Origin of the sequence: Rhodococcus aetherivorans (assembly GCF_025722975.1) — a bacterium.
GTDB lineage: Bacteria > Actinomycetota > Actinomycetes > Mycobacteriales > Mycobacteriaceae > Rhodococcus > Rhodococcus aetherivorans.
Map to the genome: position 1 here is coordinate 749,742 of NZ_CP106982.1, position 16,960 is coordinate 766,701.

Genomic DNA, 16,960 nt, shown 5'->3' on the forward strand with positions numbered 1-16,960 from the left:
CACGGCGGGCCCGCGCCGAGACGATGCTCGGTGCGGGCCCGCGGGGTCCGTGTCGCCGGACGGCGGCGACAGCGGTGTTCAGCCGCCGAGCGCCTGGTTCCAGGGCAGGACCTGGCTCAGGAGTTCGGGGAACTTGCGCTCGGCGTACCGGACGTATTCGTTGATGTGGTCGCGCATCCGGTCCTCGGACAGGTCCGCGTCGTGCGAATGCAGCGCCTCGTAGATCTGGATGTGCGCCTTGAGGGTCGTCTCCCGCAGCGGGGCGGGGTGGTCGACGCCCATCACCGTGCCGCCGGTGATCCGCAGCAGCGCGTCCGTCAGGTAGCCGAAGAGCGCGTTGCCGGTGGACCAGGCGATGACGTCGTGGAACTGCTTGTTCGTCTCGAGGAACGTGTCGATGTCCGCCGTGTCGAACGACTGCTGCATGCGGTCGACGGACTGCTTGAGCTCGAGCAGGTTCTCGTCGCTGATCCGCTCGGCGGCCAGGCGGCAGATGACGGGCTCGAGGGCGGTGCGGGCCTCCACGATCGTGCTGAGCGAGGCGTTCTGGAGCTGCATCAGCAGGATGATGGTGCTCGCCAGATGGGACGCGTCCGGATCGAGGAGGACGGGACCGCCCTTGGGCCCCGGCTTGAGGGCGATCATCCCCTGGAACTCCAGCAGCCGCAGTCCCTCACGGAGGGTGCCGCGGCCGATCTGGTACTCCTCGAGCATCGCCTTCTCCGGGGGCAGCAGGTCCCCGGGCTGCAGACCTTTTCGCGCCGTATCCCGGACGATCTGCTGGGCGACCACCAGCGATGTCTTCGGGCCTCTCGACATTGCAGCCACGGAACCTCCTTAGCCTCGTGGCCTCCTGACTTCCGGGAAGCGGAGGCTGTCACGGCGCAGCGGGTGCTCGCCGTGTCGGCGGATCGGGCGGGCAACTTCCCCGGACGATCCGAATTGTGCACTGTACTCATTGTGCACGCGATTGTGCACATTGATGTGCACCATTATCGAACGTGTGCCTATTCGGCGGGCGGGAACTGCGGCTTACGCTTTTCCAGGAAGGCCTGCGCACCCTCGATCATGTCGGCGCTGCCGATCGCCTGGACGAGCATGCCGAGCCCGTTGCTGAACGAGTCCCGGGCGGAGTTCCACCAGATGTTCGAGCTGACCTTGGTGATCTCGAGGTAGCGCGGGCTCAGGGCCTCGAACTCGCGGCACAGCGAGCGGACGGATTCCTCGAGAAGCTCGTCGTCGACCACCTCGTTCACCAGTCCCATCTCGTAGGCGCGCTCCGCCGGGTAGCGCCGGCACAGCAGCGACAGTTCCTTGGCGCGCTTCTCGCCGATCTGGACTCCCATCACGTTCGTGGCGCCGCTGACCGGAGAGCTGCCGACGCGGGGACCCGTCTGACCGAATGTCGCCGAGCGGGCGGCGACGGCGAGATCGCAGGCCACCACCAGTTCGTTGCCGCCACCTGCCGCGGCACCGTTGACGGCCGCGACGACCGGGCGGGGGCAGGTGCGGATCGCGTCGAAGAGTTCGAGCGATGAACGGTAGAGACCCCGCAATTCCTTGACGGTGGGCTGGCTGAGCTGGCCGAGCGAGCCGCCGGCGCAGAAGCTTCCCCCCGATCCGGTGATGACCACCGAGCGGTACTCGGTGGCCTCGTGGAGCGCGTCGACCATGACAGCGCACATCTCGGCGTCGAAGGCGTTGCGGCGCTCGGGCCGGTTGAGCCGGATCCACAGGCTGGAGTCGACGGATTCGAGAACGACGCTCGTGGTGGTGGAGGTGGGGCTGCTCATGGGAACTCCTTCGGTCGAGGTTCACGGTTCGGCTCGGCGGGGTACGAGAGAGGCGGGGTATGGGAGGGGCGGGGCCGGCGGGAGTGTCTCTTCGCCGGTAAGGAGCCAAGACACGAACTGTACGTTATAATCGTTAGCATTATTTTGGCCCGTCGGGAAGTGGGGGAGTGTCCGATCCGGACAGAGTTCCCGAACCGGCAGGTGCTCTCGGGAGGAGAAGGCGCGATGATCACAGGACGGGCGCCGAAAGCTGCCATGGTGGTGGCGCAGCACATCATCAGGGACGCGACCAGGCAGAACCTGGCGGCGGGCGATCTGCTGCCGTCGGAGCGGGTCATGCTCGAGAAGTACGAGATCGGCCGCGGCACGCTGCGGGAAGCCCTGCGGCTGTTGGAGTTTCAGGGGGTGATCGCCCTCAAGCCCGGCCCCCGGGGCGGGCCGGTGATACTGGATCCCGATGCGTCCCACCTCGCGAGTTCGCTCATCCTTCTCATGCAGCTCAAGGACGCGCCGTTCAGTGTCATCATCGAGGCGCGCACCGCCCTCGAGCCGATGATCAGCCGCCTGGCTGCCCAGCGCATCAGCGGGGAGACACTGGTCGAGCTCAAGGAGACCATCGACCGGATGCACGGCTCGCTCGGCGATCAGCACGAGTTCCTCGAGGCGAACAAGAACTTCCACGATCTGATCGCCTGGTCCTCGGGTAATCCGCTGTTCGGGTACATGGTCGATTCGCTGCTCGGAATCATGGACGGCACTGCGATCGGGATCGACTACCCACCGCACCGGCGCGAGGCGATCATCGTCGCGCACACCCAGATCTACGAGTCGCTCTCGCAGGGGGACCCGATCGGATCCGAGGAGCGCATGCGCGACCACATCAACGCCTACCGGAGGTACGCGCAGCGCAAGTACCCCGACCTGCTCGAACAGGTCATCCAGTGGGACCGCGCCCTGGGCTGAGGCGCACGGCCGCACACGGAGGAAGGGGCCCCGGGTCGAACCCGGGGCCCCTTCCTCCGTCGTGTGCCGGCCGCTCGGAAGGCGTCGTCACTCGGTGACGACGGAGATCGCACGCTCGGGGCAGGACGCGGCGGCCTCGCGTGCGGCGTGCTCGTTGGCCGGGTCGTCGCCCCCGGGCAGGACGTACGCGTGGCCGTCCTCCTCGCGCAGCGCGAAGACCTGCGGGGAGGTCATGAAGCACAGCCCGTGGCCCTGGCAGTGGTTCTCGTCGACAACAACCTTCATCGGTCGCTCCTTCCGTCATCCGGATATCGAGGATGCCAGCTCGTTGAACATTTGATTTGATAGCCGGGCTGGCGGTGTGATCTACACTACTATATCATCTGTTATAACCATTAGCAGGAGATGCCCGATCCGACGCAGGAGGGTCCACGCGATGGACAGCCGCAATCGTTGCCCCGTCATCAACTTCGACCACAATTCGCAGGAGCACTCTGCCGATCCGGTCGCCTCGTACCGCAAGGTCCGCCAGAACGAGCGAGTCGCCTGGACGGAGGCGCACGGCGGGTACTGGGTGCTCAGCGACTACGACTCGGTCTTCGAGGCCGCCCGTGACGACGAGACGTTCTCGTCCGCGCGCAACGAATATGGGGGAGAGGGCCTTTCGGTCGTCATCCCGAAGACGCCGATGCACTTCCACATCCCCATCGAGCTCGATCCCCCGGAGTTCCGCAAGTACCGCAAGATCGTCAACCCGATCACCGCGCCCGCGGCCGTCGAGCGGATGAAGGCGCTCGTCGACCGCCACACCGCCGGGTTCATCGACAGCGTGATCGAGGACGGGCAGTGTGACCTCACCTCGGTCATCTCGGTTCCCTCCATCGTGACGGTGGACTGGCTCGGTCTCGACCTCGCCGACTGGAAGCGCTATTCCCACGCGCACCACCAGGCGCTCGCCGGCATTCCGGGAAGTGACGACTACCGCCACGCGATGGAGGTCGACTTCCCGTACCTGGGCGACCGCATGCGCGAGACCATCCGGGCCCGTCGCGAGAACCCCACCGACGACATCATCAGCTACCTCGTGCAGCAGGAGGTCGACGGTCGTCCGCTCAACGACTTCGAGATGTACTCGATCGTCGATCTGCTGCTCGCCGGCGGTGTCGGTACCACCGCGTCCCTGGTGAGCCAGGCGCTGGTGTGGCTCGCCGAGCACCCGGCCGTGCGGCAGCGGCTCATCGACGATCCGAGCCTGATGGACCACGCCGTCGAGGAGTTCCTGCGGTACTTCTCGCCCACTCAGGCGCTCGCCCGGACCGTCACCAAGGACACCGAGTTCCAGGGCTGCCCCATGAAGAAGGGCGATCGGGTGCTGCTGTCCTGGTCGTCGGCCAATCGCGACGAGACGCTCTTCGACAACCCGGACGAGATCGACATCGAACGGTGGCCGAACCGGCACACCGCATTCGGAATCGGCGTACACCGTTGCGCCGGATCGCATCTCGGCCGCTACATGTCCAAGACGCTCATCACCCAGATTCTCGAGCGGATGCCCGACTACGAGGTGGACTTCTCCGCGCTCGAGCGGTACCCGCATCAGGGCACCAACATGGGCTGGCAGCGGATCCCGGCCACCTACACGCCGGGCCCGCGCGTGCTGTCGGACTACACCTTGTACTGAGTGGTACCGAGCGCACCCACCGCACCATCCGATTCATCGACAGGACAGGGGAACACCGTGTTCAACGGCCGAAGAATCGTCGTCGTCGGCGGCGGCCTCGCCGGGCTCCGCACGTGTGAGGCGTTGCGCGCCGAAGGCTTCGACGGCGAGCTCGAGCTGATCTGTTCCGAGCCCACCCCGCCGTACGACCGCCCGCCGCTGAGCAAGTCCGCACTCCTCGAGGCGCAGGACACCACGTTCGATGTCGACTACGCGGCGCTCGGCGTCGAACTGCGCCTCGGTGTCCGGGCCCGGGCGCTCGACACCGCAGCCCGGGCGGTGCACACCGATGCCGGCGCACATTCCTACGACGCGCTGGTCGTCGCGACCGGGGCGGCCCCGGTCGCGCTGCCCGGGGCGGGCCGGCAACTCGTGCTCCGCACCGCCGCGGACGCCGAGCGTCTCCGCGCCGAGCTGCGCCCGGGAGCCCGCGTCGTTCTCGTCGGTGCCGGCTGGATCAACGCCGAGATCGCCACGACCGCACTGTCTCTCGGCTGCTCGGTCACCTGTGTGGAAGCCGGGTCCCGGCCGCTCGCGGGTCCGCTGGGCGCGCAGGTCGCCGAACGGCTGCGATCGTGGTGGGACGGAGTCGATCTGCGCTGCGGCACCGGCGTCGGCGAGGTCACGACAGACGGGCTGACACTGGACGACGGCACCGCACTGCCGGCGGACGTCGTCGTCACCGGTATCGGAGTGCGGCCCGACGTGGGCTGGCTGACCGGGTCGGGACTCGAGATCGATCGCGGGGTCGTCGTCGACGAGTCGCTGCGAACCGCCGACCCGGCGGTGTTCGCCGTCGGAGACGTCGCGATGCGCTGGTCGCCCCGGTTCGGGACGCGACTCGGGGGTGAACACTGGGACGAGGCGCGAACCGGGCCGGCGACGGTCGCCGGCGCGCTCCTGCGACCGCAGTCGCCGCCCGTCTTCGACCCGGTCCCGTACTTCTGGAGCGACCAGTTCGGACACAAAATCCAATTCGTCGGACACAGAAGCGAATCCGACGATATGGTGTTCCGCGAGGGTGCGGACGGCAAGTGGGGTGCGGCCTGGTTCGATGCCGCCGGGCAGCTCACCGCGCACCTGAGCGTCGATTCCCCCCGGCACATGGTGCAGGCCCGCATGGCGATCGACCGCCGTGTCGTCGTGGATCCGGACGAGATCCGGGATCTGTCGGCGCCCCTGCAGGCGCCGGCCCCGGCAGCGAAGTAGTACTCCCATCCCATCCAGCGAGTCGCCGTGGCGAGAGTCCGCGGTCGAGTGGAGGAACACAGCATGACCACAGCCACTCCCATCCAGCTGAAGAGCTACGACAAGCTGTTCATCGGCGGATCGTGGGTCGAGCCGTCCAGCGACGCGGTGATCGAGGTGATCTCCCCGATCAACGGCGAGGTCATCGCGACCGTGCCCGAGGCGCGCGAGGCGGACATGGACCGCGCCGTCGCGGCGGCGCGCAAGGCGTTCGACGAAGGTCCCTGGCCGCGGATGACGCCCGCCGAGCGGGCGGAGATCCTCGTGCGCGTCGGGAACGAGGTGAAGAAGCGCATCCCCGAGATGGCCGAGGCCTTCACCCTCGAACTGGGCGCCCCCGCAGCGGTTTCCACTCTGTTCCACCAGAACGCCGTCGACATGTGGGACGACGCGGCCACGTTCCACGAGCGCTTCGCGTTCGAGGAGGAGCGCACCTGGAAGGGCGGGCACGGCAAGATCGTGCGTGAGCCCATCGGTGTCGTCGCGGTCGTGGTCCCGTGGAACGGTCCGGTTGCGACCGGCTCGCTGAAGATCTCGCCCGCACTCGCCGCGGGCTGCACGGTGGTGCTCAAGCCGGCCCCGGAGGGCCCCGTCACGATGATGATGCTGGCCGAGGCGCTCGACGCCGCCGGTCTGCCCGAAGGCGTCATCAGCGTCGTGCCGGCAGGACGGGAGGTGGGTGACTACCTCGTCAGCCACCCGGACGTCGACAAGATCAGCTTCACCGGCAGCACGGCGGCCGGCCGCGTCGTCATGAGCCGGGCCGCCGAGCGGATCAAGCGGGTCACCCTCGAGCTGGGCGGCAAGTCTGCCGCGATCATCGCCGACGACATCGACCTGGACACCTTCCTGCCCGGCATGGTGTTCGGCGGCATCGGTCACTCGGGGCAGGTCTGCGCCGCCCTCACCCGCATCATCGTCCCGCGCGAGCGCCAGGAGGAGGTCGTCGAGGCGATCAAGGCGGTGATGGAGAGCGTGAAGGTCGGTGATCCCCGTGACGAGGACACTGTCCTCGGCCCCCTGGCCGCCGAGCGTCAGCAGACGCGGGTGCTCGACTACATCGAGATCGGCAAGAAGGAGGGTGCCCGTCTGGTGACCGGTGGCGGCAAGCCCGCCCACCTCGACCGCGGGTGGTACGTCGAACCGACCCTGTTCGCGGACGTCTCCAACGACATGCGCATCGCGCAGGAGGAGATCTTCGGGCCTGTGCTGGTGGTCATTCCGTTCGATTCGATCGACGAGGCCGTCGCCATCGCCAACGACTCGGACTACGGCCTCTCCGGCTCCGTCTACGCGAGGGACGAAGAGCTGGCCCAGAGCATCGCGCGACGGGTGCGCACCGGCCAGATCTCCGTCAACGGCTACGCGATGTGCGTCGTGCAGCCCTTCGGCGGCTACAAGCAGTCCGGTCTCGGCCGCGAGGGCGGCATCGAGGGCTTCGACGCGTTCTTCGAAACCAAGCTGATCCAGCTTCCCTGACCCACGACGAAAGCGAAGGACCCGATATGACTGCGGTTTCTCCCGATCTCGCACGCCGCGCGGAGGACGTGATGTACGCGTACGCGACCGCCGTGGACGAGGGCGACCTCGACGCCCTGCGCGCGCTGATCACCGAGGACGTCTCGATCACCCAGAACGGCAAGGAGGATGCGGGCCCGGAGGAGTTCCTCGGCGTCTACCGTGCCTTCGCCGAGTCCGGCGCGGAGTTCTCCCGCCACGCGATCACCAACGTCCGCGTGTCCGACGAGGGCGACGGCCGGGTGCGGGTCGACGCGTACTTCGAGGCCACGGTGGCCGGCCCCGAGGGCACGCAGCGGCTGTACGGGCGCTACGCCGACACGTTCGCCGAGCGTGAAGGGACACTGCTCATCGAACGCAAGCGCATCACCGTGGACCGCGTGCTGGACCAGCCGGCCTCCGCGGCGGCGTACGCGCCGTACTGATCGAGCCGAACAACAGGGAAGGGCGGCGATTCGACGAATCGCCGCCCTTTCCCATGTCCTGGGGGCCGTCCTACGGGCGACCGCCGTGGGTGGCGCCGACGCGGGTGGCGAGCAGGCTCGCGTCGCGCGTGTGACGACGGGCGGCCTCCGAGGAGTTCGGCGCGGCGCAGGCGTAGAGGGTGTTGCCCTCCGGGCCGCCGAGCATGCACGCGAACACCCCGGTCGGGAACACGACCTCGCCGGTGATCGCGCCACCCTCCTCGACGCGGATGACCCGCCGGTTGAGGGCGTCGGCGACCCACACCGCACCGTCGCTGTCGAGGCAGATGCCGTCCGGCGCGACCGCCGCGGCGCTCATCGCGGCCTTGACGGAGTCGGTGGGCAGGTCCGGACCGAACGCGGCCCAGGTGCGCTGCCCGCCGAGCCGGCCGTCGGAACCGATGTCGAACGCAGTCAGCTTGTTGCCCATGCTTTCCGCGACGATCAGCGTGCCGGTGGGGGTGATCACCATGCCGTTGGGGAAGCGGAGATCCGAGGCCTCGACGGTGAAGGACCCGTCGGGCGCGACACGGATCAGGTTGGCCGGCGCGATCGGGGTGTCGCGCTTGAACTCGAAGCCGAAACTGCCCACGTACGCGGTGCCGTCCTCGGCGACCACCATGTCGTTGAGTTTGCCGGTGGCGACCGACGAGAGGTCGGCGTGGACGACGATCTCGCCGTCGTGCTCGCGGCGCATGATCCGCCCGGACTCCATCGCGGTGATCAGCAGGCGGCCGTCGGGCAGCCAGCCGAGGCCGGACGGCTCGTCGCCGGGGAGGGTGGCCTCGACGGTCACCGCACCGTCGGCGCCGATCGAGATCACCTCGTGCCGATAGAGATCCGAGACCCACACCCGTCCGTCGTGCCAGCGGGGGCACTCGAGGAAGGCACGGTCGGAGACGACGGTGTCGATGGGGCTCTGCAGCGCGGTGTCCTGGTTTCCGGCAGTCATGGTCGGTGGCCTTCCGTAGTAGATGCGGGGAGATGCCCCCGGAACTCTCGCTTCCAAGCTAGACCAATCATGCGCATAGATAAAGGCCCTAGCGCGCCGGTATTGCAAATAATCATGCGTATGGTTATGGTGATGTGCATCACTCGCTGGGCGCCGACTCTGCGCACCCGATCGGGAGTCGTCGACGTCTGTCGAAACCCATGCCGCACACGAAGGAGATGCCATGGCCCTCGACCCGGCCACCACCGCGTTTCTTGCCGAGATGGCGAAGGCAGGCGGTCCGCCCCTGCACGAGATGGCCCCGCAGGAGGCCCGCGCGATGAGCGAAGGCTTCACGCCGCTCTACGGCGACGGCCCGGAGATGACCCGGGTGGAAAACCGCACCGTGCCGACGCCGGACGGTCACCAGCTGCCGATCCGGCTCCTGGTGCCGACCGACAACGCCCGCGGCGTCATCGCCTACCTGCACGGTGGGGGCTGGGTGGTCGGAAGCCTCGACGGGTACGACACGCTCGGCCGTCAGCTCGCCGAGCGCACCGGCTGCGTCGTCGCCCTCGTCGACTACCGGCTCGCTCCCGAGCACGTGTTCCCGTCCGCCGCCGACGACGCGTGGACCGCGGTGCAGTGGCTCGCGGCGAACCGCGCCACCTACGCGGCCGCGGACGCCCCGCTGATCGTGGGCGGTGACAGTGCCGGCGGCAACCTCGCCGCGGTGGTCGCGCAGCGCGCCGCCCGGGAGAACGGTCCCGAACTCGCCCTGCAGTTCCTCGCCTACCCCGTCATCGACTGCGACTTCGACACACCCAGTTACCTCGACCCCGCGAACGAGCTCATGCTCACCCGGGACGCAATGGTGTGGTTCTGGGACCTGTACGTGCCCGAGGCGAAGGACCGCACCCGCTGGGAGGTCGCCCCGATCAACGCGAAATCGTTCGATGGTGTCGCCCCGGCCGCGGTGCTGATCGCCGAGCACGACGTCCTGCACGACGAGGGCCGCAAGTACGCGCAGGCGCTCCGCTCGGCCGGAGTGCCACTGCGCGAGAAGGTGTTCACCGGGCAGATGCACGGATTCTTCCAGTTCGTGAACATCCTGCCGGGCGCGAAGGACGGCATGGACTACGTCGTCGAGGCGGTCGAGGACGTGCTCGCCGGCGCGGACATCGCCCGATGAGCCCCGATCGGACGGAGATCGGCATGAGCACCGATCGGACGGAGAACGGCATGGGTACCGATCGGACGGAGAACGGCATGGGTACCGAGAACACCGCCGAGGAGTTCGACGCGATCGTGGTCGGTGCCGGCTTCTCCGGCATCTACATGGTGCACCGGCTGCGGGAGATGGGGCTGACGGTCCGCGCCTTCGAGGCCGCCGACGGTGTGGGCGGCACCTGGTTCTGGAACCGCTATCCCGGCGCTCGATGCGACTGCATCAGCATGGAATACGCCTACACCTTCTCGCCCGAGCTGATCGAGGAGTGGGAGTGGACCGAGCGCTATCCCGCCCAGCCGGAGATCCTGCGCTACCTGAACTTCGCCGCCGACAGGCTCGACGTGAAGAAGCACTTCCGGTTCCGGACCCGGGTCGACTCGGCCCGGTTCGACGACCACACCGACCGATGGACGATCACCACCGACTCCGGTGACGTCGCCGTCGCCAAGTACTTCGTGACCGCGGTCGGCTGTCTGTCCACGTCGCAGACGCCGGACTTCCCGGGCCTGAACAACTTCCGCGGTGCGACGTACCACACGGCCGACTGGCCACGCGAGGGCGTCGACTTCACCGGCAAGCGGGTCGGGGTGATCGGCACCGGTTCGTCCGGCGTCCAGGTGATCCCGCTCGTCGCCGAGCAGGCCGAGAAACTGACCGTGTTCCAGCGGACTCCGGCGTTCAGCCTCGACTGCGGCAACCGCCCCCTCACCGAGGACGAGAAGCGGGAGTTCAAGGAGAACATCGAGACTTTCAAGGCGACCTCGAAGACCACACCGTCGGGCCAGTACACCGACACCCTCGAGGTCGGCGCGCTCGACCACTCCCCCGAGGAGCGGTGGGCGGTCTACGAGGAGCGGTGGAACCGGCACCGGGCGATCGACCTCATCGCCGCCTACCCCGACCTGTTCACCAACCGGGAGGCCAACGAGACCATCGCCGAGTTCTTCCGCAGCAAGATCCGCGCGGTGGTGCAGGACCCCGAGCTCGCCGAACACCTGTCACCGCGGACCTATCCGCTCGGTGCCAAGCGGATCACGCTCGACACCAACTACTTCCAGACCTTCAATCGGGAGAACGTCGAGCTCGTCTCCCTCCGCGAAGCGCCGCTCGAGGAGTTCACGGACAAGGGCATCCGGGCCGGGGGAACGGAGCACGAACTCGACGCGGTGATCCTCGCCACGGGGTTCGACGCGATCACCGGTCCGCTGCTGAAGATGGACATCTCCGGTGTCGGCGGCGAGACGCTGCGGGAGAAGTGGCAGGACGGACCCGTCACGTACCTCGGGATCGCGGTCGACGGGTTCCCGAACATGTTCATGCTCACCGGTCCCGGAAGCCCGAACGTGCTCACCAACGTGGTGTGCGCGATCGAGCAGCACGTGGAGTGGACCGCCGACTGCATCGAACGTCTCGAGCAGCGCGGCGCCCGCCGGTTCGAGGCGCTCGAGCCGTATACGCACGATTGGACCGAGCTCAACAACGAACTGGCGAAGGGCACGCTCTATCCCGAGGGCAACTCGTGGTACACGGGCGCCAATGTGCCGGGCAAGCCGCGGGTGATCATGTCCTACGTCGGTGGGCTCAACACCTACCGCGAGATCTGCGACGACGTCGCGGCCGAAGGCTATCGCGGTTTCGCCATCAAGTAACGGGAAACGGCAACGGCAGGACGCGCACTCGCGGCTGCGTGCCGCGGCGCGTCCTGCCGTCGTTTCCGAGGTTTCCGACGACGAGGAGTTCGTGGTGTCGCAGGGTCTGAAGTTGGGGTACAAGGCGTCGGCGGAGCAGTTCGGGCCGCGGGAGCTGGTGGAGCTGGCGGTGCTGGCGGAGGAACACGGGATGGATTCGGCGACGGTGTCGGATCATTTCCAGCCGTGGCGGCACAACGGGGGGCATGCGCCGTTCTCGTTGGCGTGGATGACCGCGGTGGGTGAGCGTACCTCGCGGTTGCAGTTGGGGACCTCGGTGCTGACCCCGACGTTCCGGTACAACCCGGCGGTGATCGCGCAGGCGTTCGCGACGATGGGGTGCCTGTATCCGGGGCGGGTGATGCTCGGGGTCGGCACCGGGGAGGCGCTCAACGAGATCGCCACCGGGTATGCGGGGGTGTGGCCGGAGTTCAAGGAGCGGTTCGCGCGGTTGCGGGAGTCGGTGGCCCTGATGCGCGAGTTGTGGACCGGGGAGCGGGTGGATTTCGAGGGCGAGTACTACACCACGAAGGGGGCGTCGATCTACGACGTGCCCGCCGGCGGGATCCCGGTGTACATCGCGGCGGGGGGTCCGGTGGTGGCGCGGTATGCGGGCCGGGCGGGGGACGGGTTCATCTGCACCTCGGGTAAGGGGATGGAGCTCTACACCGGGAAGTTGTTGCCGGCGGTGGCCGAGGGTGCGGGCAAGGCCGGGCGGGACGCCGGGGCGATCGACAAGATGATCGAGATCAAGATCTCCTACGACACCGATCCGGAGCGGGCGCTGGAGAACACCCGGTTCTGGGCGCCGTTGTCGCTGACGGCGGAGCAGAAGCACAGCATCGACGATCCGGTGCAGATGGAGGCGGCGGCCGATGCGCTGCCGATCGAACAGGTGGCCAGGCGGTGGATCGTGGCGTCGGATCCGGACGAGGCGGTGGAGAAGGTCGCGGCGTATGTCGACGCCGGGCTGAACCATCTGGTGTTCCACGCGCCGGGGCACGATCAGCGGCGCTTCCTCGACCTGTTCGAGAAGGATCTCGCTCCCCGCCTGCGGGCGCTGGCCTGAGGAAGGAAAGTCCGAATGAACACGGCCACAACTACACTCACCGGCACGGCGCCGTGGCGGGCGCTGGCCGCCCATCGTGGCGAGCTCGAGGCGGTGGATCTGCGGGGGTTGTTCGCGGCGGATCCGGGGCGGGCGCAGCGGTTCTCGCTGACCGTCGGGGAGTGGTACATCGACTACAGCAAGCATCGGATCACCGACACCACGGTGGGGTTGCTGCTCGAGCTGGCCCGGGCGTGTGGGCTCGAGGCCCGCCGCGATGCGATGTTCGCCGGGGACCGGATCAACACCACCGAGGACCGGGCGGTGCTGCACACCGCGCTGCGGCTGCCGCGGTCGGCGACGCTGACCGTGGACGGCACCGACGTGGTCGCCGAGGTGCACACGGTGCTCGACGCGATGGCCGGCTTCGCCGAGAAGGTCCGCTCGGGCACCTGGCGCGGCGCCACCGGCGAGCCGATCGCCACGGTGGTGAACATCGGGATCGGCGGCTCGGATCTGGGCCCGGCGATGGTGGCGCGGGCGTTGCGGCACTGCGCCGACGGCCCGGCGGTGCGGTTCGTCGCCAACATCGACCCGGCGGATCTGACCGCGCAGCTGACCGGCCTGGACCCGGCCACCACGCTGTTCGTGGTGGCGTCGAAGACGTTCACCACCGTCGAAACCCTCACCAACGCCACCGCCGCGCGGCGCTGGCTGGTCGCCGCGCTCGGTGAGGACGCCGTCGCGGCGCATTTCGTGGCGGTGTCCACCAACGCGAGCAAGGTCGCCGAGTTCGGCATCGACCCGGCGAACATGTTCGGGTTCTGGGACTGGGTGGGCGGGCGGTACTCGGTGGGCTCGGCGATCGGGCTGGCGGTGATGTGCGCGATCGGGCCGGTGCGCTTCGCCGAGTTCCTCGCCGGGATGCACACCGTGGACGAGCACTTCGCCACCGCCCCGCTGGAGGCGAACGCGCCGGTGCTGCTCGGGCTGCTGGGGGTGTGGTACGCGTCGGTGCTGGGGGCGCAGTCGCGGGCGGTGCTGCCCTACAGTCAGGACCTGGCCCGGCTGCCGGCGTATCTGCAGCAGCTGACCATGGAGTCGAACGGCAAGAGCGTGCGGCGGGACGGGACGGCGGTGGACCACGAGACCGGGGAGATCTTCTGGGGCGAGCCGGGCACCAACGGGCAGCACGCGTTCTACCAGTTGCTGCACCAGGGCACCCGGCTTATCCCGGCCGATTTCGTCGGGTTCGCCGCCGCGTGCGAGGACCTGCCCACCCGGGACGGGACCGGCAGCATGCACCAGATCCTGCTGGCGAACATGCTCGCCCAGGCCAAGGTGCTCGCGTTCGGGCGCACCGCGGCCGAGGTCGCCGCCGACGGCACCGACCCGGGGTTGGTGGCGCACAAGGTGATGCCCGGCAACCGGCCCTCGACCACCCTGCTCGCCCCGGCGTTGACCCCGGCGACGCTGGGCCAGTTGATCGCGTTGTACGAGCATCAGACCTTCGTCCAGGGCGTGATCTGGGGCATCGACTCGTTCGACCAGTGGGGCGTCGAACTCGGCAAGACCCAGGCCCTGGCCCTGGCACCGGCCCTGACCGGCGCGGCGGACCCCGACACCGGCGACACCTCCACCGACACCCTCGTCCGCACCATCCGGCGCCTCCGCCGCACGTGAGTCCCTCGGGCGGCCCCCACCGCCTCGAGGACGCACCGGCGAAGCCGCCCAGAGAAGGGAGAATCATGCCCGCGCCCAAGCTGTTGACCTTGCCCCCGGCGATCACGGAGTCCTGGGACTGGCAGCTGCACGCCGCCTGCCGGGACGCCGATGCCGCGACGTTCTTCCATCCGGACAACGAACGGGGTGAGGCGCGCACCGACAGAGTTCGTGCCGCGAAGCGGATCTGCCAATCCTGTCCTGTGCGGACGCAGTGTCTCCGGCACGCGCTCGAGGCCGGGGAACGGCACGGAATCTGGGGCGGGTTCTCGGAGGAAGAACGCAGAGTCCTGGTGCGGCCGTCGAACAGGGCACCCCATAGCCTGGAGCCGTGTCCGGTAGCCGTCTCCCCGAGATCCGCACGGGTGTCCGCGACTCCTGGGCGGTCGGTCTCGGCCTGATCCCGCTCGGCCTCGCGTTCGGGGTCGTGCTCACGCAGGCGGGCTTCGACTGGTGGTGGGCGCCCGTCTTCTCGACGGTGATCTACGCGGGCTCGATGGAGTTCCTCGCCGTCGGCCTGATCGGTGCGGTGACGCCGGTGGCGTCGATCGCCGCGGCGACCCTGCTCGTGAACTTCCGGCACGTGTTCTACGGGCTGTCGTTCCCCCTGGAGAAGATCCGCAGCCGGCTCGGCCGGGCGTACGGTGTCTACGCCCTCACGGACGAGACCTATGCCATCGTCGCCACCAAGCACCGCGACGAGCTGACCGGCCCGCGGATGCTGACGGTCGCGGCGACCTGCCAGCTGCTGTGGGTCGCCTCCGGGACCGTCGGCGCCCTGATCGGCGCGGCGCTGCCGACGGGGCTGTCGGGCCTGGAATTCGCCCTCACCGCGTTGTTCGCCGTGCTCGCGCTCGACGCCTTCCGCCTCGGGCGGGACCTGCCGGCCTCGGCTCTCGCGGTGGTGTGCGGCCTCGTCGGGGCGGCCGTGTCGAAGGACGGCATGCTGGTGATCTCGCTGGGACTGTTCGTCGCGTGCCTGCTGGTGCGGTTCGTCTACCGCAACAAGGTGGCCCGTGCCTGAGCCGGTACCGGGCGCCGGCTACGTCGTCGCTGCCCTGATCGTGATGTTCCTCGTCACCGTGGGCCTGCGGGCGGCGCCGTTCGCCGCGCTCGCCCGGCTGCGGGAGTCGGACGTGGTGGGGTACCTCGGCGCCGCGATGCCGGCCGGCGTGATGGTCATCCTGGTGATGTACACCCTGCGCGACGTCGGGCCGGCGACGTGGCTACCGGCGGTGCTGGGCCTGGCGGGAACCGTCGCGGTGCACCTGTGGCGGCGCAGCGCGGCGCTGAGCACCGTGGCCGGAACCGCGATCTACGTCCTGGCCGGGGCGTTCTGGAGCTGAGCGGTGCGAGCGCCGACCGGCGCCGGGACCACGTCGGGGCGGCGGGAACGTGCCGCGACGACCGCGGCGACGAGCACCGCGAGACCGGTGACGCACTGCGCGTTGCCGAGGGTCTGCTGGATGGCCGACTCGACCCAGCCGTGCGTGGAGGTGTCCTCGAGCAGGTAGTTGGGTCCGACGAGGAAGACCAGCGTGGCCGGCAGCAGCACGGGCCACCACGAGCGGTACCGGGGAGCCAGCGCGACCGCGACGAGCAGCACGCTGTATGCCCAGTGGTGCGTGACTGCGATGGGCGCCGCGAGCAGGGTCGCCAGCGCGATCACCCCGAGGGCGACGACGTGCTCGCCGGCCCGGGTGAAGCGGTGGGCGGCCCAGAGCGCCGCTCCGACGACGAGCGCGACGCCCGCGAGCCACGCCGCGGTGTACGCGTGGCCCTCGAGGCCGAGCCGGGCGAGCAGGCCGCTGAGCGCCTGATTGCGGAAGAAGTCCTGGTCGCCGGCCCGGTCGGTGGCCCAGGCTTCGGTGGTCCAGAAGTACACGGAGGATTCCGGGCGCAGCCAGTACGCGAAGCCTGCGACGGCGAGGAACGCACCGAAGGCGCGCACCGCGGACGGCATGTCCCGACGGAGCAGGAACAGCACACCGAACGCGGCGGGGGTCACCTTGATCGCGGCGGCGAGCGCGATCCCGACGCCGCGGAACCGCTGCGGGATCACACCGAGGACGTCGGCGACGACCAGGGCCATGAGGATGATGTTGATCTGCCCGAACAGGAAGTTGGACCGGATGGGTTCGAGCCAGAGTGCCACGCCCAGCGCGGCGGTCGCGACCACGTTCGCGCGACGGACGTCCATGCGGTCGAGCGAGACCTTCAGGACCCACCACACCAGGCCGATCAATCCCGCGGTCCACAGCACCTGCATCAACGTCGCGTTGAGCAGGGGGAGCGGGGCGAAGAGGAACGCCGCGAACGGCGGATAGATGAACCGGAATCCCGAGTTGGTGTGGAAGCCCTCGGTGTAGAGGGGGGTGTGGTGCAGGAATGCCCACCCCGCGTCGCGGAAGACGGACAGGTCCATGAGGTATCCGGTGACGGCGTTCTCGAGGTGGACACCGACCACGATCGCCGAGGCCATCAGCCCCACCCCCACGAGCAGGGAGTACCCGGGCCGGGCACGGACTTCGGACAGCAGCACGGACGATCACCTCCGCTTGTCGGGACAGGAACCTCCCGGATACGTTACACAATCGTTGCCTTCGGGGCCGGATGCGCGGGTTGCCCGGTCCC

The 16,960-nt window shown here is 68.8% G+C and carries 17 protein-coding genes; 12 read left to right on the forward strand and 5 right to left on the reverse strand.

The window, feature by feature from the left end:
• Positions 1-78 precede the first annotated feature (78 nt).
• Positions 79-819 carry a FadR/GntR family transcriptional regulator gene (locus OCS65_RS03510; protein WP_029546538.1) on the reverse strand — a complete coding sequence of 247 codons (741 nt, stop codon included), beginning with the start codon at positions 817-819 and terminating at the stop codon, positions 79-81.
• Between the two features lie 188 nt (positions 820-1,007).
• Entirely contained in the window at positions 1,008-1,793 is a 786-nt protein-coding gene (locus tag OCS65_RS03515) for an enoyl-CoA hydratase/isomerase family protein (RefSeq protein ID WP_006934075.1), read from the reverse strand.
• A gap of 225 nt (positions 1,794-2,018) precedes the next feature.
• On the opposite strand from OCS65_RS03515, the gene OCS65_RS03520 reads away from it, so the two are divergent.
• Positions 2,019-2,756: a FadR/GntR family transcriptional regulator gene (locus tag OCS65_RS03520; RefSeq protein ID WP_029546537.1), complete on the forward strand. Its 738-nt coding sequence runs from the start codon at positions 2,019-2,021 to the stop codon at positions 2,754-2,756.
• An 87-nt stretch (positions 2,757-2,843) separates the two neighbouring features.
• On the opposite strand, the gene OCS65_RS03525 is transcribed toward OCS65_RS03520, so the two are convergent.
• Positions 2,844-3,041, reverse strand: a complete 198-nt coding sequence (locus tag OCS65_RS03525; protein ID WP_003938422.1) for a ferredoxin — start codon at positions 3,039-3,041, stop codon at positions 2,844-2,846.
• Positions 3,042-3,192: 151 nt separating this feature from the next.
• On the opposite strand from OCS65_RS03525, the gene OCS65_RS03530 reads away from it, so the two are divergent.
• The 4 genes from OCS65_RS03530 (at position 3,193) to OCS65_RS03545 (ending at position 7,667) form a co-directional block, all read left to right on the forward strand.
• On the forward strand, positions 3,193-4,437 hold the full coding sequence (locus OCS65_RS03530; RefSeq protein WP_263508804.1) for a cytochrome P450: 1,245 nt from the start codon (positions 3,193-3,195) through the stop codon (positions 4,435-4,437).
• A gap of 57 nt (positions 4,438-4,494) precedes the next feature.
• Positions 4,495-5,685, forward strand: a complete 1,191-nt coding sequence (locus tag OCS65_RS03535) for an NAD(P)/FAD-dependent oxidoreductase (protein WP_050036061.1) — start codon at positions 4,495-4,497, stop codon at positions 5,683-5,685.
• 63 nt (positions 5,686-5,748) lie between these two features.
• Positions 5,749-7,203 (forward strand): aldehyde dehydrogenase, encoded by a 1,455-nt coding sequence (locus OCS65_RS03540; protein ID WP_029546536.1) that lies wholly within the window; start codon positions 5,749-5,751, stop codon positions 7,201-7,203.
• 26 nt (positions 7,204-7,229) lie between these two features.
• Positions 7,230-7,667 (forward strand): nuclear transport factor 2 family protein, encoded by a 438-nt coding sequence (locus OCS65_RS03545; RefSeq protein ID WP_043801211.1) that lies wholly within the window; start codon positions 7,230-7,232, stop codon positions 7,665-7,667.
• Positions 7,668-7,737: 70 nt separating this feature from the next.
• Here the strand turns inward: OCS65_RS03545 and OCS65_RS03550 are convergent, their stop codons facing one another.
• The gene (locus OCS65_RS03550; protein WP_029546534.1) at positions 7,738-8,658 is read right to left on the reverse strand and encodes an SMP-30/gluconolactonase/LRE family protein; all 921 of its coding nucleotides are present in this window, start codon (positions 8,656-8,658) and stop codon (positions 7,738-7,740) included.
• A gap of 223 nt (positions 8,659-8,881) precedes the next feature.
• Between OCS65_RS03550 and OCS65_RS03555 the strand changes: the two genes are divergently transcribed.
• From OCS65_RS03555 to OCS65_RS03585, 7 genes are all read left to right on the forward strand, one after another.
• Positions 8,882-9,829 (forward strand): alpha/beta hydrolase, encoded by a 948-nt coding sequence (locus OCS65_RS03555; protein WP_029546533.1) that lies wholly within the window; start codon positions 8,882-8,884, stop codon positions 9,827-9,829.
• 77 nt (positions 9,830-9,906) lie between these two features.
• Positions 9,907-11,517 (forward strand): flavin-containing monooxygenase, encoded by a 1,611-nt coding sequence (locus OCS65_RS03560; RefSeq protein WP_263510358.1) that lies wholly within the window; start codon positions 9,907-9,909, stop codon positions 11,515-11,517.
• A gap of 94 nt (positions 11,518-11,611) precedes the next feature.
• Positions 11,612-12,625: a glucose-6-phosphate dehydrogenase (coenzyme-F420) gene (gene fgd / locus OCS65_RS03565; protein ID WP_263508809.1), complete on the forward strand. Its 1,014-nt coding sequence runs from the start codon at positions 11,612-11,614 to the stop codon at positions 12,623-12,625.
• A gap of 15 nt (positions 12,626-12,640) precedes the next feature.
• Positions 12,641-14,287 carry a glucose-6-phosphate isomerase gene (gene pgi, locus OCS65_RS03570; protein ID WP_263508811.1) on the forward strand — a complete coding sequence of 549 codons (1,647 nt, stop codon included), beginning with the start codon at positions 12,641-12,643 and terminating at the stop codon, positions 14,285-14,287.
• A 65-nt stretch (positions 14,288-14,352) separates the two neighbouring features.
• Positions 14,353-14,727 (forward strand): WhiB family transcriptional regulator, encoded by a 375-nt coding sequence (locus tag OCS65_RS03575; protein ID WP_037201217.1) that lies wholly within the window; start codon positions 14,353-14,355, stop codon positions 14,725-14,727.
• Positions 14,658-15,350, forward strand: a complete 693-nt coding sequence (locus OCS65_RS03580; protein WP_185713237.1) for an AzlC family ABC transporter permease — start codon at positions 14,658-14,660, stop codon at positions 15,348-15,350. Before OCS65_RS03575 ends, OCS65_RS03580 begins: the two co-directional genes overlap by 70 nt.
• Positions 15,343-15,672 carry a branched-chain amino acid transporter permease gene (locus OCS65_RS03585; protein WP_102800027.1) on the forward strand — a complete coding sequence of 110 codons (330 nt, stop codon included), beginning with the start codon at positions 15,343-15,345 and terminating at the stop codon, positions 15,670-15,672. Before OCS65_RS03580 ends, OCS65_RS03585 begins: the two co-directional genes overlap by 8 nt.
• Here the strand turns inward: OCS65_RS03585 and OCS65_RS03590 are convergent.
• Positions 15,642-16,868, reverse strand: coding sequence for a glycosyltransferase 87 family protein (locus OCS65_RS03590; RefSeq protein ID WP_050036060.1), 1,227 nt, complete (start codon positions 16,866-16,868; stop codon positions 15,642-15,644). The two genes, OCS65_RS03585 and OCS65_RS03590, sit on opposite strands and share 31 nt — an antisense overlap.
• Positions 16,869-16,960: the final 92 nt, after the last annotated feature.